The following is a 23,215-nucleotide window of genomic DNA, read 5'->3' on the forward strand; positions in this document are numbered from 1 at the left end:
GCCTCGGCCGACGCCACGCAGCACTATGTCCCCGGCGTGGAGGGCAGCCTGGGGGCGTCGGTGCCGCCGCCGGGCTTCTACCTGCGCACCTACGGCGTGTACTACGACTCCGACAACGTCAAGGTCGACGCCATCAGCGACAACGACGGCGAGATCCCCGGCGGCGACGACAGCGCCACGGTCCGGGCGGTGGTGCCCCGCGCGATCTGGATCACCGACAAGCAGTTCCTCGGCGCGGACTACGGCATGGAGGCCATCGCCCCGATCCTGGACAAGGACGTCGACGCCATGGGCCTGAGTGAGAGCGACAGCGGCCTCGGCGACGTCTTCCTCAGCCCGCTGATCCTCGCCTGGCACGGCGAGCGCTACGACACGGTCCTCGCCGCCGGCTACTGGACCGACGCGTTCAGCGACTACGACGACGACAACCCCGTGGCCGCGGCGGCCTCAGTGGGCCAGGGCTACTCCAACGTGATGGTCACCCTCGGCGGCACCTGGTATCTCACCGCCGACCGCACCTGGGCGGTCTCGCTGCTCAACCGCTACGAGACCATGGCCTCGGAGGTCGAGGGCAGCAATATCACCCCGGGCGACAACCTGGTCGCCGAGTGGGGGGTCAGCTACGACGTCAACCCGGCGCTGACCCTGGGGCTGGTGGGCTACGACAGCTGGCAGCTCACCGAGGACGACGCCCCGGCGGGTGTGCCCACGCCCGAGGACGAGGTCCACGCCATCGGCGGGCAGCTCACCTACCGCTCGAAGTCGCTGGGCATGGCCTTCGATGCCGCGCTCTACGACGAGTACGACAGCAAACATCGCCCCGAGGGCACCACCGCCCGGGTCATCGTCACCATACCGTTCTGATACCCGGCGCGGGTCGTCCCCGGGGTGGCCCGCGCCAGGCATGCACAGGGAGATTGACGCGATGCCGATTGCGCACCTGCATATCCTCGAGGGCCGACCGAAGGACAAGCGCGTGGCGCTGATCCGCAACGTCACCCACGCCATTGCCGAGAGCCTGGACGTGCCCGCCGACCGCGTGCGGGTGCTGGTCCAGGAGGTGGCGCTGGACCACTGGGGCATCGGCGGCGAGACCGTCGAGGAACGCCGTCGAGGCGGTGGCTGACCGGGAGGCCGGAAATGGATCCCGTGGACCTGGAAATATTCTTCAACTTCCGCAGCCCGTACTGCTATCTCGCCTCCAAGCGGCTGTTCCGCCTGCTCGACGACTTCCACGTACGCCTGGTCTGGCGGCCGCTGGGCGGCTGGCACGGCCGTTCACCGCCGGAACGGGCAAAGAAGAAGCTGCCCATCGCCCGCCAGGACGTGGGGCGCTTTGCCCGGCGCATGGGCATCCCGCTGAACCCGCCGCCGAAGGAGACGGATCCCACCCGGGCCAGTGCCGGCTCGCTGCTCGCCGAGGAGCAGGGCATGTTGCGCGCCTACACGGTGGAGGCAATGCGCGCGGAGTGGGCCGAGGGGCGCGACATCGGCGAGCCGGCGGTCCTGCGGGACGTGGCGGACCGGGTCGGCCTGGATCCGGATGCGCTGGCGGCGGCAGCGGATGATCCGGGGCGCCGGGAGCGCCTTGACGCCAATTGGGCCGTGGCGGACGAGCGTGGCGCCTTCGGCGTGCCGACCTTCGCCGTGGGCGAGGAGATCTTCTGGGGGCAGGACCGCATCGACTTCGTCGCGGAGCACCTCCGGGAACTCAGGCTGGCACGGTTATGAGCGTCCGCCAGGCCCTGGAGCTGCGTCCGATGCCTGTGTCGGGGGCGCTCGCCATGCTGGTGGCGGTTGGCCTGGCGGCCCATGGGCGGATGGCGGTTTACCCTGCCTTCATTCTGGCACTGGTGGGCGCGGCGCTGGTCCTGGTGCGCTGGCGCCGGGATCCGGTGCAGCCCGGGGCCCACGATCAGGACGGCCGGCCGGACGCCCGGCTCGATGAGCTGGACGCCGCCGGACTGGAGCTGACGGTGACCAGCGCGACCCTGGTCTCCCAGTTCACGGGCGTGATGGCCAGTGCCGACAAGCAGGTGGAGGCGGCCCACCGCATCGTGGCGCTGAAGGAAGAGCTGGGCCGCAGCTCCGAGAGTACCGCGGCCGCGGCCGGTCAGTCGGCGGCCAGCGTGGGCGAGACCCATACCAACGCCGAGGCCGGACACCGCTATGTGCATGACGCCTCCGGCGCGATCGAGGGCGTGGCCCGGACGGTGGACGGCGTGGTCGAGGAGTTCCAGGGCGTGGTGGGGTCCTCGGAGGAGATCGGCGGTATCGCCCGCACGATCCAGGGCATCGCCAAGCAGACCAGCCTGCTGGCGCTCAACGCGGCCATCGAGGCCGCCCGCGCCGGGGAGCAGGGGCGCGGTTTCGCCGTGGTCGCGGAGTCGGTCCGCGAGCTCTCGGAACGTACCCGCCTGGCCACGGCGGACATAGAGACCATCCTCGAGCGGATCACCGGCAGCACCGAGTCCGTGGCCGGCGCACTGGCCGGTGCGGGCGAACAGGTCCGCGAGAGCGTCGACCTTGCCACCCGGGCGGCGACGTCGCTGGAGGAGATCACGCGGCACGCCCGCGAAGCCAACGCCATGACGGAAACCCTGCAGGCGGAATGCCGTACCCAGCTGGGCACGTTCTCGCGGATGGCCGACGAGCTGGAATCCCTGGATTCCGCAGTGCAGTCCACCGACGACGCGGCACTGCGCTGCAACGAGCAGCTGCGCACGGTCGTGGAGAAGGTGGCGACTGCAAAGGAAGTCACGGCGTCCATGAACCCGGACAAGGACCCCCGGACGGCCCTGCTGGAGGCCGTGGAGGAAATGCGGGTCTGCAACATCCTGATCATGAACTCGCGCACGGTGGCCGAGGCCGAGGGACCCATCGGCCGGGTCGCCGATGTGGACCGGCGGATCGACCGGAACTGGCACCGGTACCGGGAACGCTTCCCGGACGCGCCCGGGGAGCGCTTCAGCGACGCCCTGGAGGCCTACCGCGCCGCCCGTGACGCCATGCTTGCGCCGGCGCGGGAGGGGGATTTCGACGCGGTCCGGGCAGTGCTCGCCGAACGGGTCCGCCCGGCCTACGGCAACCTCAAGAACGTGATGGGGGAACTATGAGTCGGCAAACCGGCGATGACCGCCCCGGGATCGAGCTGTTCGACAAGCCCGAGTGTCCGTTCTGCTTCAAGGTGCGTATCGCGCTCGCGGAGCAGGATCGGCCATACCGCCACCGGCCCCATGACGACCCGGCGGTGGAGGCGGAGCGCGAACGGCTCTCGCCCACCGGTACGGTGCCGATCCTGGTGGAGGGCGGTGGCCGGGTGCTCACCGAGTCCGCCGTTATCATGGAATATCTCGCCGAGACCGGTCCCGGCCTGATGCCGGACGACGCCTGGGAGCGGGCGCGGGCCCGCAGCATCGCCCACTTCTCGGACAACCGTGTCGGCCGGGCGGTGCGCGAGGTCATCTTCGAGAAGCGCGACCGGCCGGCGCATGAATGGGACCGGGCGCGCATCGACGCCGGGGTCGCCGCCTGGCGCGGGCAGTGCCTGCCGTATCTCGCCGACGCCCTCGGCGACCGGGCGTTCTTTGCCGGCGTCTACTCCATCGCCGATGCCGCGCTCACCGCGCGTTTCGCCCTGGCGCATGCCTATGGCATGGACGTTCCGGTCGCCTTCCCGAACCTGCGGGCATGGTTCGCGCGAATGACGGACCGGGCCAGCTTCGCCCCCGCGGCGCCGCCGAAGGTGCGTGAGTGCCTGTCGGCCGCGGCCGGTTGAAGTCGATGCCGTTTCCCCCTACGTCGCCGGGTCCGGCTCGCGGCTGCCGTCGCGCAGGCGCGAGACGACCAGGTCCGTGAGCCGCTGGGTTGCCACGCTGGGCCGTCCGGGACTGCGGTGCAGGGCGATCTCCACGCCGGGGAGCACCGGCAGCCCGGTCTCCGCCGGGTCCAGCACGGTCAGCCCCGGACCCAGCATGCTCGGCGTGGCCACGCCCACGGCGAGGCCCACGCTGACCGGTGACTGCAGCGCCGCAAACGCCTGGCTCACGTAGGCCGCCCGCCAGGGCCGGCCAGCGTCGTCCAGACGGCTGGTGGCGGCGGCGCGGAACTCGCAGGTGCCTTCCGGGTAGAGCGCCAGCGGCAGCGGGTCCTGGATGTGGGCGGCACTGCCGGGGGCGCCCACCCAGACCAGCGGCTCCCGCCGCAGCAACGTGCCGCCGGGGGAGTGCTGTTGGCGCGTGACCACGGCCACGTCGATCTCGCCGGCGCGCACCCGGGCGACCAGCGCCTCGCTCAGCTCCGAGCGGACCTCCACCTCCACGCGCGGGTACTGTTCGGCGAAGGAGGCGAGGGTGGCCGGCAGGTAGAGTGCGTAATCCGCCGGTATGCCCAGGCGCACCGTGCCCGCGACCGCCCCGCCCTCGATCCGCCGCCAGACCTCGCCGTTGAGCCGCAGCATCTCCCGGGCGTAGCCGAGCACCTCCTGGCCCTGGCGGGTGGGCTGCACGGTGCGGGAGCTGCGCTGCAGCAGGGTGATCCCGAGCTCCGACTCGAGTCGCCGCAGCTGCATGCTCACCGCCGACTGGGTATAGCTCAGCCGCCGGGCGGCCGTGGTGAAGCTGCCCGCATCCGCCACGGTGACGAGTGTCTGCAGGGCGCGCAGATCGAGGGTCCGCTGTCTCATCCGAACATCACAGATATTGATGGATAGGTAATTATAATTCGTTAGCCAGATAGATGAATTCTGCCCGAAAATCCCCGCCGACGTACACGGTGCAGGCCTGGAAACGGAGAGGTGTCATGGTCGGGCAGAACAGTAATCGAATTTTACAGCACCGTTATGGTCTGATCGTCACCTCCGCTCTGGTGGTGGTGCTCTGGGGACTGCTGCCGGTGCTGCGGGCGATGGCGGCGTCCGTTCCGGCGCTGCAGCTCACCGGCATGGCGATGGCCTGCGCGGCGCTCACGGGCCGTGTGCTGCCCGGCGTCGGCGGCTCGTTCCGGGGTGCCGCGCGTGAGCACCCGTGGTATGCGTGGGTCGCCGTGGTGGGCGGGTTCATCGGCGCGCTCGCCTTCTACTTCGTGGCCCTCGCCCATGCGCCGCCCCACGAGGTGGTGGTGGTGACCTACACGTGGCCGCTGGTCTTCGGTGTGGTCGCGGCGCTCTGTGCCGGGCGGCGGCCGTCGGTGGTCACGGCCCTTGCCCTGTGTCTCGCCCTGGCCGGGGTCGCGGTGCTGCGCGAGGGGGCCGGCGGCGGTGGGAATACCGTGTGGTTCGGCTACGGCGCGGGGCTGCTCTCCGGGCTGTGCTGGGTGGGCTACTCGCTGTTCCTGCAACGCTATTCGCGGCCAGTGACGCCGGCGTATCCGGCCTTTTTCGCCGCGGCCGCGGTGGTCGCGCTCGCCCTGCAGGCCGTCGCCGGCGGGCTGGTCTGGCCGTTACCGCCGGAGGCCCTTCTGGCCGGGGCGTTGCTGGGTATCGGCCCCTATGGCCTGGCGTTCGTCGGCTGGGGGCACGTGGTACGCCATGGCAGCCCGCGGCTGGTGCCGATGGTGCCGTACCTCGTGCCGGTGGTTGCGGCGGCGGTGATGATGCTGGCGGGCTCACTGGAGCCCACGCCGCGCCTGGCCGCGGGTACGGCGCTGGTGACGGCCGCCTGCGCGATGGCGGTGTTCGCCGTGCGCCGCCGCCCCGGGGACGCCTGAGCCCCGGGGCGGATTCCGGTCAGCCGGTGCGGCTGTCCGGGTAGGCGGCGCGCAGCTCGTTGGCCGCGTGGACCATGTTGCGCAGGGCGGGGATGACCTCCTCCCAGCTCCGGGTCTTGAGTCCGCAGTCCGGGTTCACCCACAGCCGCTCCACCGGGATCAGCTCCGCGGCCCGCTGGAGGAGGCGCTTCATCTCCGCCACCTCCGGCGTCCGCGGCGAGTGGATGTCGTAGACACCCGGGCCGATCTCGTTGGGGTACTCGAAGGAGACGAAGGCATCGAGCAGCGTCATCGCGGAGCGGGACGTCTCGATGGTGATGACGTCGGCATCCAGCGCCGCGATGGCCTCGATGATGTCGTTGAACTCCGAATAGCACATGTGGGTGTGGATCTGGGTCTCGTCGCGCACCCCGCTGGTGGCCAGGCGGAAGGCCCGGGTCGCCCAGTCCAGGTAGTCCGCCCAGTCGGCGCGGCGCAGCGGCAGGCCCTCGCGGAAGGCGGGCTCGTCCACCTGGATGGCGGCGATGCCGGCGGACTCCAGGTCCACGACCTCGTCGCGCAGGGCCAGCGCGATCTGCTCGCAGGTGCGCGAGCGGGGCTGGTCGTCGCGCACGAACGACCACTGCAGGATGGTCACCGGGCCGGTGAGCATGCCCTTCATGGGCCGCTCGGTGAGCGACTGGGCGTAGCGCGACCACTCCACGGTCATGGGGCCGGGGCGGCTGACGTCGCCGAAGATCACCGGCGGCTTCACGCCGCGGGAGCCGAAGCTCTGCACCCAGCCGTGCCGGGTGAAGCAGAAGCCCTCCAGCAGCTCGCCGAAGTACTCGACCATGTCGTTCCGCTCGGCCTCGCCGTGGACGAGCATGTCCAGGCCCACGTCCTCCTGCTGGTGCACGGCGTAGGCGATTTCCTCGCGCATGCGCTCGGCGTAGGCGGCGTCGTCCAGCCGGCCGGCGCGGTTGTCCCGGCGGGCCTTGCGGATGCCCCCGGTCTGGGGGAACGAGCCGATGGTCGTGGTCGGCAGCAGGGGCAGTGCCAGACGGGCGTGTTGGGCCGGGGCGCGCTCGGCGTAGGCGTGGGCACGCCGGCTCATGGCCGCGTCGATCGCCGCGGCGCGCTCGCGCACGTCGCCGCGGTGGATGCGCGTCGAGCGCTCCCGGGCCTCGCGTGCCTGTCCGCTGGCCGCCAGGGCCGCGCGCACGTGCTCGCGGCCCTGGCTGAGGGCCGCGCCGAGGGTGGTGACCTCCCCGACCTTCTGTACCGCGAAGGCAAGCCAGCCGCGGAGCTCGTCGTCGAGCCGTTCCTCCGCGGTGACGTCCACCGGCACGTGGAGCAGCGAGCAGCTCGGGGCGAGCCACAGGCGCTCGCCGAGGCGGCGGTAGGCGGTTTCCAGGTCGTCGAGCTCGGCGTTGAGGTCCGTGCGCCAGACGTTGCGCCCGTCGATCACGCCCAGGGACAGGATCTGGTCGCCAGGCAGGGCGGCGATGAGCGCGCCCGGGTCGTCGTTGCCGCGCACCAGATCGACGTGCAGGCCTTCCTTGGACAGCGCAACGGCGGTGTCGAGGTTGTCCCCGAGGGCGCCGAAGTAGCTGGTCACCAGCCGGCGCACGCCGGTGTCCGCGAGGCCGCGGTGAGCCCGGGTCAGCGCTTCGCGCCATTCCGCGTCGAGATCCGTGACCAGCACGGGCTCGTCGATCTGCACCCATTCGACACCGGCCTCCGCCAGCCGGGAGAGCAGCTCACGGTAGACCACCACCAGCGGCTCCAGCAGCGCCAGTCTGCCGTTTTCCGGGTCCTCGTTGCGGGACAGGGCGAGGTAGGTGACCGGGCCGATGAGTACCGGCTTCGGCGTGTAGCCCGCGGCCTGGGCCTCGGTGACCTGCGCGATCAGCGGGCCCGCGTCCAGCTCGAAGCACTGGCCGGCGGCAAGCTCCGGGACGATGTAGTGGTAGTTGGTGTCGAACCACTTGGTCATCTCGCAGGCGTGGGTATCCGTGCCGGTGGGGGCGCGGCCGCGAGCCATGCGGAAGTAGGTGTCGATGTCGCGGTCGTTGTCGCCGGTACGGAATCGCTCGGGGATGACGCCGAACATCAGGGAGTGGTCGAGCACGCCGTCGTACCAGGAGAAGTCGCCGACCGGAACCATGTCCAGGCCGGCCTCCGCCTGCTGCCGCCAGTGGCGGTGACGGAGCTCCCTGCCCGTCTCCGCGAGGGCGTCACGGCCGGTGTCGCCGCGCCAGTAGCTCTCCAGCGCGCGCTTGAGCTCGCGGTGCAGGCCGAAGCGGGGAAAGCCGAGGGTGTGTGTCGTGACCATCGATCCTCCTGTGTGGTCGTCGTCCATCGGTCCGGGGAGCATGCGCGCCGTATAAACGTGAATCAAACTAATTATATTAAAGAAAGACGTGAATATATTTCATGTACCCGGGTCACGCCGACCTCGGCAAGGGTCCGCGCTCGCGTTGTCAACCGGGTTGCAAGAACGCGGGAGGGGCTATATCGTGAGGAGTAGTCCTGATAAGACACCATATGTTGTGGTGTCGAGAGGGGAACACCGGTGAGAATCCGGGGCTGACGCGCAACGGTAACGCGGTCCTCCGCGAAGCCCGAACACCTCTCAGGACAGGGCCATCCGGCCCCACCGCTGGCTGCCTTCGCGACCGAGGTACCCGGTGCAGAGCGACACCCCGCGCCCGCCGCCGTTGGCGGGCGGACAGCTGCTTTGCACACCTTCGCCGCGTAGGGGCCTCCCGGGAATCGACACGATCTGGAGGTCACCGATGCAAACCGTCTCAGCAACCGCCGCCGTTGCCGGCGATCCCGCCGCAGAGCGTCCGCCGCGCGTCGACCTGGACGTGGTCAAGCGCAACGGCACCGTCGCCGACTTCGACCCACAGCGCATCAGCGTCGCCATGACGCGCGCCTTCCTCGCCGTCGAGGGCGAGGCCGCCCGGGACTCCCGGCGCATCCACGACACCGTCGCCCGGCTTACCGACGAGGTGGTCGCGGCCGTGGCCCGCCGGCCGGAGGGGGCCACCGTCCACATCGAGGACATCCAGGACCAGGTGGAGCTGGCGCTCATGCGCGCCGGCGAGCACCGGGTGGCCCGCGCCTACGTGCTCTACCGCGAGGAGCGTGCCCGGGAGCGGGCGGCCGCCGAGCCTCCGGAGGCGCCGCCGGCCCCGGCCACGTTCCACGTCACCGCCGCGGACGGCACCCGTCATCCCCTCGACGAGGCGCGCCTGGAGCGCGTGGTCCGCGAGGCCTGCGAGGGCCTGGCCGACGTGGACGCGGAGCGCGTGCTCACCGAGGCGCGGCGCAACCTCTACGACGGTGTCACCGAGACGGAGCTGGAGCAGGCGCTGGTGATGGCGGCACGGATGCTGATCGAGCGCGAGCCGGACTACAGTGCGGTGGCGGCGCGGCTGCTGCTGGACGCCCTGCGCCGGGAGGCGCTGAGTTTCGTCCACGCCGAGCGCCGCGAGGCCACCCAGGCGGAGATGACGGCGGGCTACGCCGAGTACTTCCCCGCCTACATCCGCCGCGGGGTGGACGAGCAGCTGCTCGACCCGCGGCTGCTGGAGTTCGACCTGGAGCGGCTCGGCCGCGCGCTGGAGGCGGGGCGGGATCTGCAGTTCGGGTATCTCGGGCTGCAGACCCTCTACGACCGCTACCTCCAGCACGTGGGCGAGACCCGCTTCGAGCTGCCCCAGGCCTTCTTCATGCGCGTGGCGATGGGGCTCGCGCTGGAGGAGATCGACCGCGAGGCGCAGGCGGAGACGTTCTACGACCTGCTGAGCTCGTTCGACTTCATGAGCTCGACGCCGACGCTGTTCAACGCCGGCACCCTGCGCCCGCAGCTCTCGAGCTGCTATCTCACCACCATCGGCGACGATCTCGACCGGATCTACTCCGGCATCCGCGACAACGCCCTGCTATCCAAGTTCGCCGGCGGGCTCGGCAACGACTGGACCCGGGTGCGGGCGATGGGGGCGCACATCCGTGGCACCAACGGCACCTCCCAGGGCGTGGTGCCGTTCCTCAAGGTCGCCAACGACACCGCCGTCGCGGTGAACCAGGGCGGCAAGCGCAAGGGCGCGGTGTGTGCGTACCTGGAGGTCTGGCACCGGGACATCGAAGACTTCCTCGAGCTGCGCAAGAACACCGGCGACGAGCGTCGCCGCACCCACGACATGAACACCGCCTGCTGGGTGCCGGACCTGTTCATGAAGCGCGTCCACGAACAGGGGCAGTGGACACTGTTCTCCCCGGACGAGGTCCCTGACCTGCACGACCTCACCGGCGAGGCCTTCGAGGCACGCTACCGCGACTACGAGGCCGCGGCGGAGCGCGGGGAGATGCGTACCGCCCGGCGGATATCGGCGGTGCAGCTGTGGCGGCGCATGCTCACCATGCTGTTCGAGACCGGCCACCCGTGGATCACCTTCAAGGATCCGTGCAACCTGCGCTCGCCGCAGCAGCACACCGGCGTGGTGCACAGCTCCAATCTCTGCACCGAGATCACCCTCAACACCTCCGACGACGAGATCGCCGTGTGCAACCTGGGTTCGGTGAACCTCGCCGCCCACGTCGTCGATGGCGCGCTGGATCACGAGCGGCTGCAGCGCACGGTCACCACCGCCATGCGCATGCTCGACAACGTCATCGACATCAACTACTACTCGGTGCCCGCCGCGCGCCGCGCCAACCTGCGCCACCGGCCGGTGGGGCTCGGGCTCATGGGCTTCCACGACGCGCTCTACCGGCTGCGCCTGCCCTACGACTCCGAGGCCGCCGTGGCCTTCGCCGACGAGTCCATGGAGGCGATCAGCTACTACGCCATCCGTGCGTCCACGGACCTCGCCGCCGAGCGCGGCCGCTACGCCAGCTTCGAGGGCTCGCTGTGGAGCCGCGGCGTGCTGCCCATCGACTCCCAGCGCCTGCTCGCCGAGGCGCGGGACGGACACCTGGAGGTCGACACCACCGAGCGCCTGGACTGGGTGGCGCTACGCGAGCGGGTGCAGCAGGTGGGCATGCGCAACTCCAACTGTCTGGCGATTGCGCCCACGGCGACCATCGCCAACATCACCGGCATCTCCCAGGGCATCGAGCCCACCTTCCAGAACCTGTACGTGAAGTCGAACCTCTCCGGCGAGTTCACCGTGGTGAACCCGTACCTGGTGTGCGATCTCAAGGCCCACGGCCTGTGGGACGAGGTCATGGTCAACGATCTCAAGTACTTCGACGGCTCCGTCGGCCCCATCGACCGGGTCCCGGACGAGCTCAAACGCCTCTATGCCACCGCCTTCGAGGTGGATCCCCACCGGCTCGTGGACGCCGGCAGCCGGCGGCAGAAGTGGCTGGACCAGTCCCAGTCGCTGAACCTCTACATGGCCGAGCCCTCCGGTCCGCGCCTGGACGCGCTCTACCGCCATGCCTGGACCGCCGGTCTGAAGACCACCTACTACCTGCGCTCCCGCGGGGCGACGGCGGTGGAGTCCACGGCCGCACCGGTCTCCGCGGCGGGGGAGGAGGGCGCCGACGTCTGCGCCATCGACGACCCCGAGTGCGAGGCCTGCCAGTAACACGGCGCCGCGCCCCCGGGGCGCGGACGATTACCGGAGACGGAGTGACATCATGCTGAGCTGGAACGACGAGAACACGGCGCGGAGCGAACCCAGGGCCGCGGATGCCGCCGAGCCCGTGCGCGTTGAGGACAAGCGCGTGATCAACGGCCAGGCGGACATCAATCAGCTGGCCCCGTTCCGCTATCCCTGGGCCTGGGAGTACTTCCTCAAGGCCAACAAGAACCACTGGACGCCGGTGGACATCAACATGTCCCAGGACGTGCACGATTACCACCACCGGCTCACGGACACCGAGCGCCACGTCTACGAGAACGTGCTCGCCTACCTCACCACCGCGGACATCCTGGCGATGCGCAACATCGGCCTGGCGGTGATGGAGAAGATGTCGGCCCCGGAGCTGCAGATCTACCAGGCCCGGCAGGTCTACGAGGAGTCCATGCACACCTGGGCCTACCAGCACTGCATCGAGACCATCGGCCTGGAGCAGAGCGAGATCTACAACCGCTACCGCGTGGTGCCCGCCATCCACCGCAAGATCGCGCTCTCCAACCGCCGCCTCAACGCGGTGCTGCGCCCGGACATCGACCTCACCGAGCCCGAGGCCCTGCAGGAGTTCCTGATGTCCTATCTCTTCTTCGCCGCGGTGTTCGAGGGGAGCTGGTTCTACAACGGCTTCAGCCCGATCTTCTCGCTGCAGCGCCGCGGGTTGATGAAGGGCACTGCGGAACAGCTGCAGTACATCATGCGCGACGAGGTCATGCACTTCACCTTCGGTATGCGCGTGGTGCGCCAGATCATGCAGGAGGAGAGCGTGCGCCCGGACCCGGCCGCGGTCACTGCCATGTGGGAGGAGGCGGACGAGGCCGAGCGGGCCTATTCCGATTACCTCCTCGCTGACCCGATCCTCGGCTACGACGCGGACATGCACCACGAGCAGTTCCGCTTCGTCGCCAACCGCCGGGCGCGCAAGGTCGGCCTGGACGAGCCCTTCCCCGGCGCACGCAACGCCCTGCCGTGGCTCGACGAGCAGGCGAACCTGCGCAAGGAGAAGAACTTCTTCGAGACCCGGGTGACGGAGTACCAGACTGGCGGGGCCCTGACCTGGGAATGACGTTATTCCGGTACATGACAATGAGAATCATTGTCATGTACCGGAATCCTGTGTATACTCTCTCCCATCGCGGTCGCGGTGGCGTGTGTCAGGACGTCCCCCGGTTCGTCGCCCCAGACGGGCTAGTCAGCATTAGCGCACGCCCCGTGGCCGCGATCCCTTCAATCATCAGCCGAGGCCGATGGAACGACAGGCAGGGCGTACGTCTGTACGCCGCCTACGCGACCTCCTGCTGATGGCTCATGCGGGCGGACGGGGCCTTGTGGAACTGCCCGTCCTTCATGATCGCGAGCAGACGGTCGTGGTCCTGAAGTATGCGAATGTCCTTGAGTGGATCGCCGTCGACCAGGATCAGGTCGGCAAGGAAGCCGGGGCGAACCTGTCCGAGCTCGTCAGGCTGTTTCATGATCTCTCCGCCCAGGCGGGTCGCCGCGACGAGCGTATCCATCGGCGAGAGCCCGAGCAGGTCGACGAAGTACTCCAGGTCCTTGGCGTAGGTCCCGTGGGGCGTCCATGCGAAGCCGTAGTCGCCGCCGGGCAGCACCTTGACCCCACGTTCGATCATGCGCTTCATCGAGTCGATCGCGGCCTCCAGCTCGCGGACGTAGCCGAGGTCCGCGGCGATCTCCGGGGTCAGGCCCCAGTCGCCGGCGCCGTAGGCCGTCTGCACGAGCCATCCGATCCCCGGTGCCACGAATATCCTGTCGCGGGCCTCCTCGAGCATGTCCAGGGTTTCCTCGTCGACGAAGCTCGCGTGATAGATGATGTCGACGCCCAGGCGCAGGCACATCCGGATCGACTCGTTGCTGCGGGCATGGGCGCACACGCGCACCCCCGGTTTGCGGCGCGCCTCGCGTACCGCCATCTCCGCTTCCTCGTCGGACATGGTGGTCTCTTCCGCCATGACGTTGCCCGTGATGTTCTCCCCGGAGAGATTCAGCTTGATCTGATCCACCCCCTCCTTGAGCAGCATGCGCACGGCACGCCGCATCTCCTCCGGGCCGTTGATCATCTCGACGAAGCTGTAGGCGTTGATGTGACTGGGATTGACGTCGCCCAGGCCGCCGATGGTGGAGATCTCCGGGCCGTTCGCGAGATAGCGGGGGCCGGGGATCTGACCGCTGTTGATCGCGTCCCGGATGACCACGTCCAGCCGCGGCTTGGCGGCGGCCGCGCCGCAGCACATGGTGTAACCGCTGTCCAGATAGGTCTTGGCCGATCCGGCCGCCGCGAGGATGTGCTCCTCGACGGGCATGATGCCGATCTTGTCCAGGCCTGCCTGGTCGATCCAGCTCAGATGGGTGTGCGCGTCGCACAGGCCGGACATCAGCGTGGCGCCGCTGCCGTTGACGACCGTCGCCGCCGGGGCCTTGATCTGGCCGCTCCCCGCGGCGACCTCGGCAATGCGGTTGTCCCGCACGAGGACCTCTCCGGCATAGGGTTGGCTGCCGGTGGAATCCAGGACGTTGACGTTGGTGAACAGGGTCTCGCTCATGACACTCTCCTCCAGTGCAATTCTCGGGCGTGGCGCGCCGGGACGGCGCGCCATTCTCGCCAGTACCCGTGTGCGGCTTGGGCGGCGGCCGTGCCGCCCGGTGCCGCTTTCTGTCGTTGTGCGTCAGTCACCGGTGCCGCGCGTTGCGGCGGGGCATCAGGCGTGGTTGTGGAAATACAGGTTGAGTAGCGCGTGGTTGACCTCGTTGGCGCGTTCCAGCGGGGTCCAGTGGCCACAGCGGTGCAGGATCTCCAGGTGGGCCCCGGCGATCCGTTTCGCCATGTCACGGGCGGCGGTGGGCGGGGCGACCCCGTCCTCGTCGCCGGTGACCAGCAGGGTCGGGCAGCCAATCGCTCCGAGGTCCGCGGCCTGTGCGGCGGCCAGCGCCTCGCAGGTGCGTGCATAGCCTTCCGGGGCCTGGCGCATGACGAGCTCGCGCACGAATGCGGCGACCGCGGGCTGGTGCGCGCGGGTGTCCGCGGCGAGGCTGCCCTGGTACAGGGCGTCGGCGATCGGGATCATGCCGTTGTCCCGGGCTGCGGCGGCGCGGTCGCGGATACCCTTGCGAGCGGCCTCCGGGGGTTCGAGGATCGGCCCCATCAGTGCCAGGCTCGCCGTACGTTCCGGGTGCCGTGCGGCGATGTGCTGACACACGATCGTCCCCATCGAGTGGCCCACCCAGTGGGCGCGCTCGACGCCGAGGGAATCCGCCAGGGCGAGCAGGTCGTCGACGAAGCCGTCGATGGACAGCTCGCCGGTGCACGGTGACAGGCCCGAGCCCTCGAGATCCGGGCGGATCACCCGGAAATGGCGCGACAGCATATTGGCCTGGGGGCCCCAGGCATTCGAGTCGCCGCCGAGCCCGTGCACCATGATCACGGCCTCGCCGTCGCCGTGCTCTTCCACGAGGAGTTGTTTTCCGTTGACCGCGTGCATTGGTTTGCGCTCCTGTCGTCGAATTTGCGGTTAGTCCGGCTTTTCCGGTGTCTTACGCGGAGGTGACGTCGTTGACCAGTTCGCCGAGCCCGTCGATGGCGACACGGACGCGATCGCCCACCTGCAGGAAGCGGGGGGGATCGAAGCCGATCCCGACGCCCTGCGGTGTCCCGGTCGCGATGATGTCGCCGGGCCGCAGTGTCATGCCCGCCGACAGGGTCTCGATCAGTGTCGGGATGTCGAAAATCAGGTCGCGGGTGTTGGCTTCCTGGCGCAGCTCGTCATTCACCCAGCAGCGGACGTTCAGATTCTCAGGGTCCACTTCGTCCGCGGTGGCGATCCATGGTCCCATCGGGCAGAAGGTGTCGAGTGATTTGCCGATGAACCACTGGCGGTGAAGCGCCTGCAGATCGCGTGCGGTGACGTCGTTGACCGCCACGTATCCGAACACGTGCCGATACGCGTCGGCGGCGCGGATCCCGCGGCCGCCCTGGCCGATGACCACGCCCACCTCGGCCTCGTAGTCGAGCTTCTCGCTGATCCCTTCGGGATAGATGACGCGTGCTCCCGGACCGATGACACTGGAAGGCGCCTTGGTGAAAACGATCGGCGCCTCCGGTGCGTCCGCGGACCGTTTGGCGTCGCTGCGGTCGAAACCGCTGCGTGAGAACTCGTTGGCGTGGGCGAGGTAGTTCTTGCCTACACACATGAGGTTGCGCCCGGGGGTGGGGATCGGCGCCATGAGCGCGACCTGGTCGAGACCGATGGCCTTGGCATCATCGAAGGAGGCGTCGGGGACCGATACGCCGTATTGGTTGATCCACTGGGTCATGCTCTCCGGGGCGCCGGCGACGCACGCGGAGGCCGGAAACACGCGTCCCCGGTCCGCGTCGAGAATCCCCAGGCGTGTCGCGCCGTCGTGGCGGTAAGTGACTAGTTTCATGGGCGGTCCCTTTTGGTCCAATTAAACCAATCATTATTTATTGGTTGAGAAAAACCCTAATTTGGTTCCGCATGGGTGTCAAGCGTCGCGGAGGGTCCGAAAGCGCCGGTTCACGTGCTTTTCGAGCCGGATGGCACCGGTGGACGCGCGTAGTGATGTATAATTCCGGTGAACCATTTCGCCCTGTTTGGTATGGCATTAGAGGGAGGTGGCGTGTCCACGAGTCCAGGCGTCGCGACCGGCAAGGAGGCTGTACAGGCCTATCTGGAGGAGCGCATCGCGTCCGGCGAGCTCGCGCCGGGGGACAAGCTCCCCACCGAGCGTGCGCTCGTGGAGCAGTTCGGCCTGTCCCGCAACACGGTCCGGGGTGTGCTCCGGGACCTGGAGGCCAGCGGCAAGATCATCCGCTTCATCGGGCGGGGGACGTTCGTGACCGGGCGCCAGCCGAAGGATCGTGTCCCCGACGTGCCGGCCGGCGCCGATGCGAGTCCGGCGGAGGTGATGGAGGTCCGGCTCATGCTCGAGCCGGCGGTGGCGGAGGCACTGGTCACCCGGGCGAGCGGTGCCGATCTCGCCTACATGCGTACCTGCCTGGAGCGTGCCGAGGCGGCCCGGGACTGGCGGGACTTCGAGAAATGGGATGCGGCGCTGCATGCGGCCATGGTCCGGGCGACCCGCAACCAGTTCCTCATCGAGATATTCGAGCGGATAGACGAGGCCCGGAGTCAGGCCGAGTGGGGCAAGCTCAAGCGGGCGAGCCTCACGGAGGAGCGGCGGCTCGGCTACCAGCACGAGCACCGGGAGATCGTGGGCGCGCTGCAGGAGCGAGACGGCCAGCTCGCCCGGGAGCTGACCGAAAAGCACCTGCTGCACGTGCGCCGGAATCTGTTGGGCTACTGAGCGGCCACCGGCCGACGCTAGCCGGTATGGTCTGTGGCGAAGGTCGGGGCCGTACCGCCCGCCCGCTCGGGCACGAGGGCCGACGCGGTGCAGACCAGCGCCCCCGCCAGGGCGAAGCCAGTGAATACCGCAGCGTAACCGAACCCGGGGATGAGCACGCCGGCGAGCGACGAGCCGCAGACCTGGCCGACGGCGATAGCGGTGAACGGCGGTACCGCCCCGGCGGCGGGACGGTCGTGCAGGATCCTCACGCCGCAGACCACGTGCAGCCCGGTCAGGGTCATGTAGGCGACGCCGAACAGCGCGGCCGAGAGCAGGGCCACCGCGCCGTTGCCTGGCGCGGCGGCGATCAGCACCAGCGCCAGGGCCAGCAGGCCGAGGGCGGCCCCGTGGGTCAGCGGTGCGCCCAGCCGGTGGACGATGTCGCCGGTGCCGCCGCCGGCGAGCCCGGCGAGACCTACCGCGAGCCAGATCAGCGCGGTCTGCCGTGGCGATGCCCCGGCCAGGGCGGTGACCAGGTCCGGGGTGAATACCCAGTACGGCGCGCTCACCAGGCCCATGACGAAGGCGAAGACGGACAGCGTCGCCATCGCGTGACGCTGATCGCGGCCCAGTGCAGGGCGCGTGCCCGGTGCCTCGCCGTTCCCCCCGGGACGCGGTCCCGGCAGGTGGCGCCAGGCGAGCACGGCCGCCATGAGCGCCACGGCGGCGAAGGCCGTGTACGCGCTGCGCCAGTCGGTGGCCCAGGCGAGCACCGCGGGTGCCGCGGCGGCCACACCGATGCTGGTGCCCGCGTTGTTGACGGCGTTGAGCCGGCCATGGAGGCCGGACGGGGCCGAGGCGCGCACCGCCTCGGTCATCGCCGGCATGATCAGCCCCGTGCACACACCGCAGGCGCCGACCCCGAGTGCCAGTACGCCGGCACCGCGGGCACCGGCGATGGCCGCCAGGCCGACGAGGGCGGCCGCCGACGCCAGGACCGCCGTGGTCCGGGCGCCGAGGCGCTCGGCGAGAAACGGCGCGAACAGGCTGGTGGCGACGAAGCTCACGAACGTCAGTGCGCCGATGAACCCGACCGCCTCCGGCGATAGTCCGAGGGTCTCCCGGATGAAGGGCACGAACAGCCCGTAGGCGAAGCGGGCGAGGCCGTAGCCCAGGGCGACCAGCCCGGCGCCGAGTGCTGCGAAGCCGGTCACGCCCCGCCGGGTCATGGCGCCTCCCGGCCGTGCATCGCCCCGAGTAGCGCCCGGGCGTCGGCCCGGATCCGCTCCGCCCCGGTCACCGGGAGCGCCTGGGTCGCCCCTTCCAGTATCAGGTAGACTCGTCCGGCGAGCCGTTCCGGATCGCCGGCGCCATCCCGTGCGGCGGCCTCGCGGATGACCCCGATGACCTCGCGCTTGCAGGCGAGGGCGTTGATGTGGACCGCGGGGTCGTGGTGCTCGTATTCCCCCATAGCCTTCACCAGCATGCAGCCGTGGGCGCTGCGCTCGGCGAGCCATGCGCAGTGGGCGTCGACGAGCCGGGCGACCGAGTTCCCGGGGCCTTCATCCAGTGCCGCGCGCAGTACCGCCAGGTAGCGCCGGTGGCGCCGTGCGAGCACGGCGGCGACCAGCTCCTCCTTGGCCGGGAAGTGATGATAGAGGGTCATGCGGGCCACGCCGGCCTCGTTGACGAGGCGGTCGATCCCGGTGGCATGGAAGCCCTCCGTGTAGAAGAGCCGCTCGGCGGTGTCGAGCAGGGCGTCTCGTTTGCTGACGGTCATGCTGCGCCCCCGTCCGAACTGTATAGAACGATCAGTCTAACAATCGGTCGGGGGACGCCTGAAGGGGGGGCGGCGGGTCAGAAGGCCACGCGGTCGGCGCCCTTGAGCGCGAGCATCTCCCGGGCCTCCGCCGGTGTGGCGATCTCCAGGCCGAGCCCGTCGAGCACCTGGCGGATGCGCCCGACCTGGGCGGCGTTGGAGGGCGCGAGCACGCCACGGTCGAGGAACAGGTTGTCCTCCAGGCCCACGCGCACGTTGCCCCCCATGGCCGCGCCCATGCTCGCCAGCGGGAGCTGGTGTCGGCCCGCCCCCAGCACGGAGAAGCGGTAGTCGTCGCCGAACAGCCGGTCGGCGGTGCGTTTCATGTGTGCGAGCTGGTCCGGGTCCGCGCCGATGCCGCCGAGGATGCCGAGCACGAACTGCACGAACAGCGGCGGCCGCACCAGTCCCCGGTCGAGGAAATGGGCGAGGGTGAACAGGTGGCCGACGTCGTAGCACTCGAACTCGAAGCGCGTGCCGCAACCGTCGCCCAGCTCGGCGAGCAGGGTCTCGATGTCGGCGAAGGTGTTCTTGAACACGAAGTCGCGGCTGGCGTCGAGGAACGCCGGCTCCCAGTCGTAGCGCCAGTGGTCGTAGCGCGAGAGTGCCGGATAGAGGCCGAAATTCATGGTGCCCATGTTCAGCGAGGCCATCTCCGGCTGCGCGCGCAGCGCCGCCTGCATACGCTCGTGCACGGTCATGGGCATGCCGCCGCCGGTGGAGATGTTTACCACCGCGTCGGTGGCCGCGCGGATACGCGGGAGGAAGCGCATGAACACCCCGGGGTCCGGCGTGGGCCGGCCGTCCTCGGGGTTGCGGGCGTGGAGGTGGAGCACTGCCGCGCCGGCCTCGGCGGCGCCGATGGCCTGCTCGGCGATCTGCTCCGGGGTGATCGGCAGGTACTCGCTCATGGTCGGGGTGTGCACCGAGCCGGTCACCGCACAGGTGATGATGACCTTGCGTGTCACGACGCGCCTCCGTTGATTGTCTGTTCCAGGGGACGGGACGGTCCGCGGGACGCCGTGGCGGCGTCCCGCGGCGTTACAGCGGCGCCGCGAGCTCCGCTTCCAGCGCCGCGAGGGCGTCGCCGAGGGTCGCGGCGATCTCCTCGATGTGGGACTCGTCGACGATCAGCGGCGGGCAGACCAGCACGTGGTCGCCGCTGTAGCCGCCGCGACTGCGGCGCCAGTAGATGATCAGGCCGCGCTCGTAGGCGAGCTCCACCAGGCGCGCGGCGGCCATGCGCTCCGGGGGCAGTACCGCCATGGTCTCGTGGTCGGCGACCAGCTCCATGGCCAGCAGCAGGCCCTTGCCACGGACGTCGCCGATCATCGGGAAGCGCTCCGCCAGCCCGTCCAGCCGGGCGCGGAGCCGCTCGCCCATGCGCGCGGCATTGCCCACCAGGTCCCGGGATTCGATCTCGTCGAGCACCGCCAGCCCGGCGGCACAGGCGAGGGGGTTGCCGGCGTAGGTGTAGCCATGGATGAACCCGCCGGTGTCGAGCACCGGCTCGACCATCCAGCCCGGCGCGACCATGGCGCCGAGGGGCGCGTAGCCGGCGGCGAAGCCCTTGGACAGGGCGATCAGGTCGGGGGTCACGCCCCAGTGCTCGCCGGCGAGGAAGCGCCCGGTGCGCCCGGCGCCGGACATCACCTCGTCGTGGATGAGCAGCACGCCGTAGCGCTCGCAGATCTCGCGAATGCGCGGGTAGTAGCTGTCCGGGGCGACCAGGGCGCCGGTGGCGGCGCCGCCCACCGGCTCCATGATGAAGGCGAGCACCGTCTCCGGGCCCTGGCGCAGGATCTCCGCCTCCAGCATGTTGGCGTAGCGCAGCCCGCGCTGGTGCATGTCGAGCCCGTCCCGGTCCAGGTAGCAGGTGGGTGCCGGGATCTTGGGCATCTCGTGCATCATCGGCGAGAACGGCGCGCTCATGGGGGCGTAGCCGGTCACCGCCAGCGCCCCGAGGGTGGCGCCGTGGTAGCTCGGAAACCGGGAGATGACCTTGTATCGGCTGGCCTGGCCGGTGGCGACGGCATACTGGCGCGCCAGCTTCATGCAGCTCTCCACGGCCTCCGAGCCGCCGGAGACGAAGAAAACCCGGTCCATTTCCGGGGGCATGGCCGCCGCGGTGCGGGCGGCGAGCCGCTCGGCGGGTTCGTTCTCGAAGTGCAGCCGGTAGGCGAAGGTCGCGCGGGCCATCTGGGCCTGCATCGCCTCCAGCACCCGGGGGTTGGAGTGGCCGATGTTGCTGACCATCGCCCCGGAGGAGCCGTCCAGGTAGCGCCGGCCGTCGGTGTCCCACAGGTACACGCCCTCGGCCCGGTCGATCAGCGGGCGGCGCTGGCGGGACTGGTAGAACAGGTGGGATGGTGGTCGTTCGTCGCCGGCGGATGCGCTCATGGTCGTTCCCTTCGCTTGCCTGTCGGTGGCGGTCAGTCGCCGTGGCCGTGGAGTATCACGCAGTCGTCGCCGCGCACGCGGACCTGCACCGTCGCGCCCTCGGCGAAGGGGCGGCGGTCGATGGCGTTGATCGCCTGCAGCTGCATCCCGGCGACGCTGAGGAAATAACGGGCCAGCTGGCCCTGGTAGTCGACGGTGTCCACCCGGGCGTTGAGCAGGGTGTCGCCGTCGCGGTGCTCGTGGCCGTCGCCGAGGCGCAGGCGCTCGGCGCGGAGCACCAGCCGCACCGGTGCGCCGGTCTCCAGCGGCCCGGCGTTTCCGGCGGCGGTGAGGATCTCCATGCCCGTGTCCTCGAGGGCGACGCGGTAGTAGTCGCCCTCGCGGCCGCGCACCCGTGCCGGCAGGATGTTCGAGTGGCCGAGGAAGTCGGCGACGAAGGCGGTGGCCGGTTCGTTGTAGACCGCCTCCGGCGTGCCCTCCTGCTCGATCACACCGTGGTTCATGACCACGACCTTGTCGGACATGGCCAGCGCCTCGGACTGGTCGTGGGTGACGAAGATCGTGGCGATGCCGAGCTCGCGCTGGATGCGCTTGAGCTCGATACGCATCTCCTCGCGCAGGTTCGCGTCCAGCGCCGACAGCGGCTCGTCGAGCAGCAGCACGTCCGGCTCGAAGACGATGGCGCGGGCGAGGGCGATGCGCTGTTGCTGGCCGCCGGAAAGCTGGATGGGCAACCGCTCCTCGACGTCGGGCAGGCGCACCAGCGCCAGGGCCTCGCGCACCCGCCGGGTGACCTCCGAGCGCGATACCCGGCGGTACTTAAGGCCGAAGGCGACGTTGTCGAAGATCGACTTGTGGGGGAACAGCGCGTAGTTCTGGAACACCAGTCCGAGGTTGCGCCGGTGGATGGGCACGTCGTTGATGCGCCGGCCCTTGACCAGGATATCCCCCTCGCTGGGGTCCAGCAGGCCCGCGATCATCCGCAGTGTCGTGGTCTTGCCGCAGCCCGAGGGCCCGAGGAAGGTCACGAAGCTGCCCTCGGGTACGTCCAGGTCCGCGCGGCGCAGGGCCACGAAGTCGTCGAAGCGCTTGACCACGCCGCGCAGCTCCACGGCATTGCCGTTGTCCGCCATGCTCTACTCCCGTCGTCGGGCGGGGGCGCGCTGCCCCCGCCAACCGCTCAGTAGCCGCGCTGGACGCGGCCGAAGGTCTTCGACCACTGGCCCTCGTGGTCATTCCAGTAGGCCGGATCGAAGAAGTTCAGCGACGCCAGCGTCCCGCTGGGATCGAACGCCGGCAGGGTCGGCACCTTCTCGCCGAGGTCGACCTTCTTCGGGTTCAGTGCCGGCGGGTAGTTCTGGCCCTCGGCGACGGCGATGGCGACCTCGGGCTCGAGCATGAAGTTGAGCAGCTCCTCGCAGGCGGCCATGGGGCTGCCCTTGATCACGAACAGGCACTCCTGCCAGGCGAGCCCGCCGGGCGGGTCGAGGTAGCCGATGTCGTGGCCCTGGTCCTGCAGTGCGCGGATGCGCCCGGACCAGCCCTCGGTGACGTAGATCTCCTCCTCGCCGAGCAGGCTCATGAGCTCGGCGCCGGAGCTCCAGTACTTGAGCGCGAGGTCGCGGTGCTGGCGCACCGCGTCCCAGACCGCGTCCATGTCCTCGATGTCGTTGGGGTCCTGGCCGGTCTGCAGGGCGGCGTACCAGATGCGCGTCTTCCACTCGCTCCAGCCGCCGATCTTGTCCTTGAAGCGCTCGTCGATGAGCAGCTTCGCACCCTTATCCCTGGCTTCCTCGTCGCTGACGTACTTGCGGTTGTAGGCGATGCCGGTGGTGCCGTAGTCGTAGGGCACCGCCGAGAGGCGGCCGTCGGTGATCCGGCGGAAGGGCTTCTGCAGCGTCTCGATGACCAGCTTCAGGTTCGGGATGTTGTCCTCGTCGAGGGTGGTCGACAGGCCGAGGCCGTCGTAGCGGGCGTAGTCGAACACGCCGGAGAGGTGGGCAATGTTGAACTCCCCGGGCTGGCTGGCGCGGACCCGTGCGAGGTACTCGTCGGCGCCGCCGAAGGTGCCGTCCACCACCTCGATGCCGGTGGCCTTGGTGTAGGGCTTGAAGGCGTACTCGCGGAATGCCTCCGAGACCACGCCGCCCCAGCCGTCGAAGCGGACCTGCTCGACCGCCGCCTTCGCCTCGCGGGGCGTGAGCAGGCCGAACGGTCCGCCGGCGAGGCCGGCGGCCATGCCGGCGAGGCCGAGCATCTTCAGGAAGGTGCGGCGGTCGATGTCCCCGTCGCGGTATCGCGCCAGCAGGCGCTCGTAACGTGTGCTCTCGTCCAT

The 23,215-nt window shown here is 69.8% G+C and carries 20 protein-coding genes and 1 riboswitch; of the genes, 9 read left to right on the forward strand and 11 right to left on the reverse strand.

The features are described from left to right. The 5 genes from C516_RS19855 to C516_RS0116140 form a co-directional block, all read left to right on the forward strand. The coding region (locus tag C516_RS19855) for a SphA family protein (protein ID WP_018719452.1) at positions 1 to 864 on the forward strand (864 nt) is incomplete at its 5' end. A gap of 61 nt (positions 865 to 925) precedes the next feature. Continuing rightward, the gene (locus tag C516_RS0116125; protein WP_018719453.1) at positions 926 to 1,126 is read left to right on the forward strand and encodes a 2-hydroxymuconate tautomerase family protein; all 201 of its coding nucleotides are present in this window, start codon (positions 926 to 928) and stop codon (positions 1,124 to 1,126) included. Positions 1,127 to 1,140: 14 nt separating this feature from the next. Next, entirely contained in the window at positions 1,141 to 1,731 is a 591-nt protein-coding gene (locus tag C516_RS0116130) for a 2-hydroxychromene-2-carboxylate isomerase (RefSeq protein WP_018719454.1), read from the forward strand. Next, complete coding sequence (locus tag C516_RS20650) at positions 1,728 to 3,116, forward strand: methyl-accepting chemotaxis protein (protein ID WP_018719455.1); 1,389 nt, start codon at positions 1,728 to 1,730, stop codon at positions 3,114 to 3,116. The genes C516_RS0116130 and C516_RS20650 overlap by 4 nt, the downstream gene beginning before the upstream one ends. After that, positions 3,113 to 3,778 carry a glutathione S-transferase family protein gene (locus C516_RS0116140; RefSeq protein WP_018719456.1) on the forward strand — a complete coding sequence of 222 codons (666 nt, stop codon included), beginning with the start codon at positions 3,113 to 3,115 and terminating at the stop codon, positions 3,776 to 3,778. The genes C516_RS20650 and C516_RS0116140 overlap by 4 nt, the downstream gene beginning before the upstream one ends. Before the next feature lie 18 nt (positions 3,779 to 3,796). Here the strand turns inward: C516_RS0116140 and C516_RS0116145 are convergent, their stop codons facing one another. Continuing rightward, positions 3,797 to 4,684, reverse strand: a complete 888-nt coding sequence (locus C516_RS0116145; RefSeq protein WP_018719457.1) for a LysR substrate-binding domain-containing protein — start codon at positions 4,682 to 4,684, stop codon at positions 3,797 to 3,799. A gap of 116 nt (positions 4,685 to 4,800) precedes the next feature. Between C516_RS0116145 and C516_RS0116150 the strand changes: the two genes are divergently transcribed. Then, positions 4,801 to 5,706: a DMT family transporter gene (locus C516_RS0116150; RefSeq protein WP_018719458.1), complete on the forward strand. Its 906-nt coding sequence runs from the start codon at positions 4,801 to 4,803 to the stop codon at positions 5,704 to 5,706. Positions 5,707 to 5,725: 19 nt separating this feature from the next. On the opposite strand, the gene metE is transcribed toward C516_RS0116150, so the two are convergent. After that, positions 5,726 to 8,023 carry a 5-methyltetrahydropteroyltriglutamate--homocysteine S-methyltransferase gene (gene metE, locus C516_RS0116155; RefSeq protein WP_018719459.1) on the reverse strand — a complete coding sequence of 766 codons (2,298 nt, stop codon included), beginning with the start codon at positions 8,021 to 8,023 and terminating at the stop codon, positions 5,726 to 5,728. Positions 8,024 to 8,204: 181 nt separating this feature from the next. After that, positions 8,205 to 8,342, forward strand: a riboswitch (cobalamin riboswitch). A gap of 144 nt (positions 8,343 to 8,486) precedes the next feature. On the opposite strand from metE, the gene C516_RS0116160 reads away from it, so the two are divergent. Continuing rightward, entirely contained in the window at positions 8,487 to 11,291 is a 2,805-nt protein-coding gene (locus tag C516_RS0116160) for a ribonucleoside-diphosphate reductase subunit alpha (RefSeq protein ID WP_018719460.1), read from the forward strand. A gap of 52 nt (positions 11,292 to 11,343) precedes the next feature. After that, entirely contained in the window at positions 11,344 to 12,405 is a 1,062-nt protein-coding gene (locus C516_RS0116165; protein WP_018719461.1) for a ribonucleotide-diphosphate reductase subunit beta, read from the forward strand. Between the two features lie 217 nt (positions 12,406 to 12,622). On the opposite strand, the gene C516_RS0116170 is transcribed toward C516_RS0116165, so the two are convergent. The 3 genes from C516_RS0116170 to C516_RS0116180 all read right to left on the reverse strand — a co-directional run bounded on the left by C516_RS0116170 (position 12,623) and on the right by C516_RS0116180 (position 15,779). After that, positions 12,623 to 13,900: a metal-dependent hydrolase family protein gene (locus tag C516_RS0116170; RefSeq protein WP_018719462.1), complete on the reverse strand. Its 1,278-nt coding sequence runs from the start codon at positions 13,898 to 13,900 to the stop codon at positions 12,623 to 12,625. 156 nt (positions 13,901 to 14,056) lie between these two features. Continuing rightward, complete coding sequence (locus C516_RS0116175) at positions 14,057 to 14,836, reverse strand: alpha/beta fold hydrolase (RefSeq protein ID WP_018719463.1); 780 nt, start codon at positions 14,834 to 14,836, stop codon at positions 14,057 to 14,059. A 52-nt stretch (positions 14,837 to 14,888) separates the two neighbouring features. Next, a complete protein-coding gene (locus tag C516_RS0116180) occupies positions 14,889 to 15,779 on the reverse strand; it encodes a fumarylacetoacetate hydrolase family protein (protein ID WP_018719464.1) in 891 nt (296 codons plus the stop codon). A 213-nt stretch (positions 15,780 to 15,992) separates the two neighbouring features. Between C516_RS0116180 and C516_RS21640 the strand changes: the two genes are divergently transcribed. Further along, on the forward strand, positions 15,993 to 16,679 hold the full coding sequence (locus C516_RS21640) for a FadR/GntR family transcriptional regulator (protein WP_018719465.1): 687 nt from the start codon (positions 15,993 to 15,995) through the stop codon (positions 16,677 to 16,679). Between the two features lie 17 nt (positions 16,680 to 16,696). On the opposite strand, the gene C516_RS19865 is transcribed toward C516_RS21640, so the two are convergent. The 6 genes from C516_RS19865 to C516_RS0116215 all read right to left on the reverse strand — a co-directional run bounded on the left by C516_RS19865 (position 16,697) and on the right by C516_RS0116215 (position 23,215). After that, positions 16,697 to 17,890, reverse strand: a complete 1,194-nt coding sequence (locus tag C516_RS19865) for an MFS transporter (RefSeq protein WP_018719466.1) — start codon at positions 17,888 to 17,890, stop codon at positions 16,697 to 16,699. Further along, positions 17,887 to 18,441 carry a TetR/AcrR family transcriptional regulator gene (locus C516_RS0116195; RefSeq protein ID WP_018719467.1) on the reverse strand — a complete coding sequence of 185 codons (555 nt, stop codon included), beginning with the start codon at positions 18,439 to 18,441 and terminating at the stop codon, positions 17,887 to 17,889. The genes C516_RS19865 and C516_RS0116195 overlap by 4 nt, the downstream gene beginning before the upstream one ends. A gap of 77 nt (positions 18,442 to 18,518) precedes the next feature. Next, positions 18,519 to 19,448, reverse strand: coding sequence for a 3,5-dioxohexanoate:acetyl-CoA acetone transferase (kce, locus tag C516_RS0116200; RefSeq protein ID WP_018719468.1), 930 nt, complete (start codon positions 19,446 to 19,448; stop codon positions 18,519 to 18,521). A gap of 73 nt (positions 19,449 to 19,521) precedes the next feature. After that, positions 19,522 to 20,880, reverse strand: a complete 1,359-nt coding sequence (locus tag C516_RS0116205; RefSeq protein ID WP_018719469.1) for an aminotransferase family protein — start codon at positions 20,878 to 20,880, stop codon at positions 19,522 to 19,524. Positions 20,881 to 20,912: 32 nt separating this feature from the next. Next, on the reverse strand, positions 20,913 to 22,013 hold the full coding sequence (locus tag C516_RS0116210) for an ABC transporter ATP-binding protein (protein WP_018719470.1): 1,101 nt from the start codon (positions 22,011 to 22,013) through the stop codon (positions 20,913 to 20,915). Between the two features lie 47 nt (positions 22,014 to 22,060). Beyond that, positions 22,061 to 23,215: an extracellular solute-binding protein gene (locus C516_RS0116215; RefSeq protein WP_018719471.1), complete on the reverse strand. Its 1,155-nt coding sequence runs from the start codon at positions 23,213 to 23,215 to the stop codon at positions 22,061 to 22,063.

The sequence above is a fragment of the Arhodomonas aquaeolei DSM 8974 genome (assembly GCF_000374645.1).
GTDB lineage: Bacteria > Pseudomonadota > Gammaproteobacteria > Nitrococcales > Nitrococcaceae > Arhodomonas > Arhodomonas aquaeolei.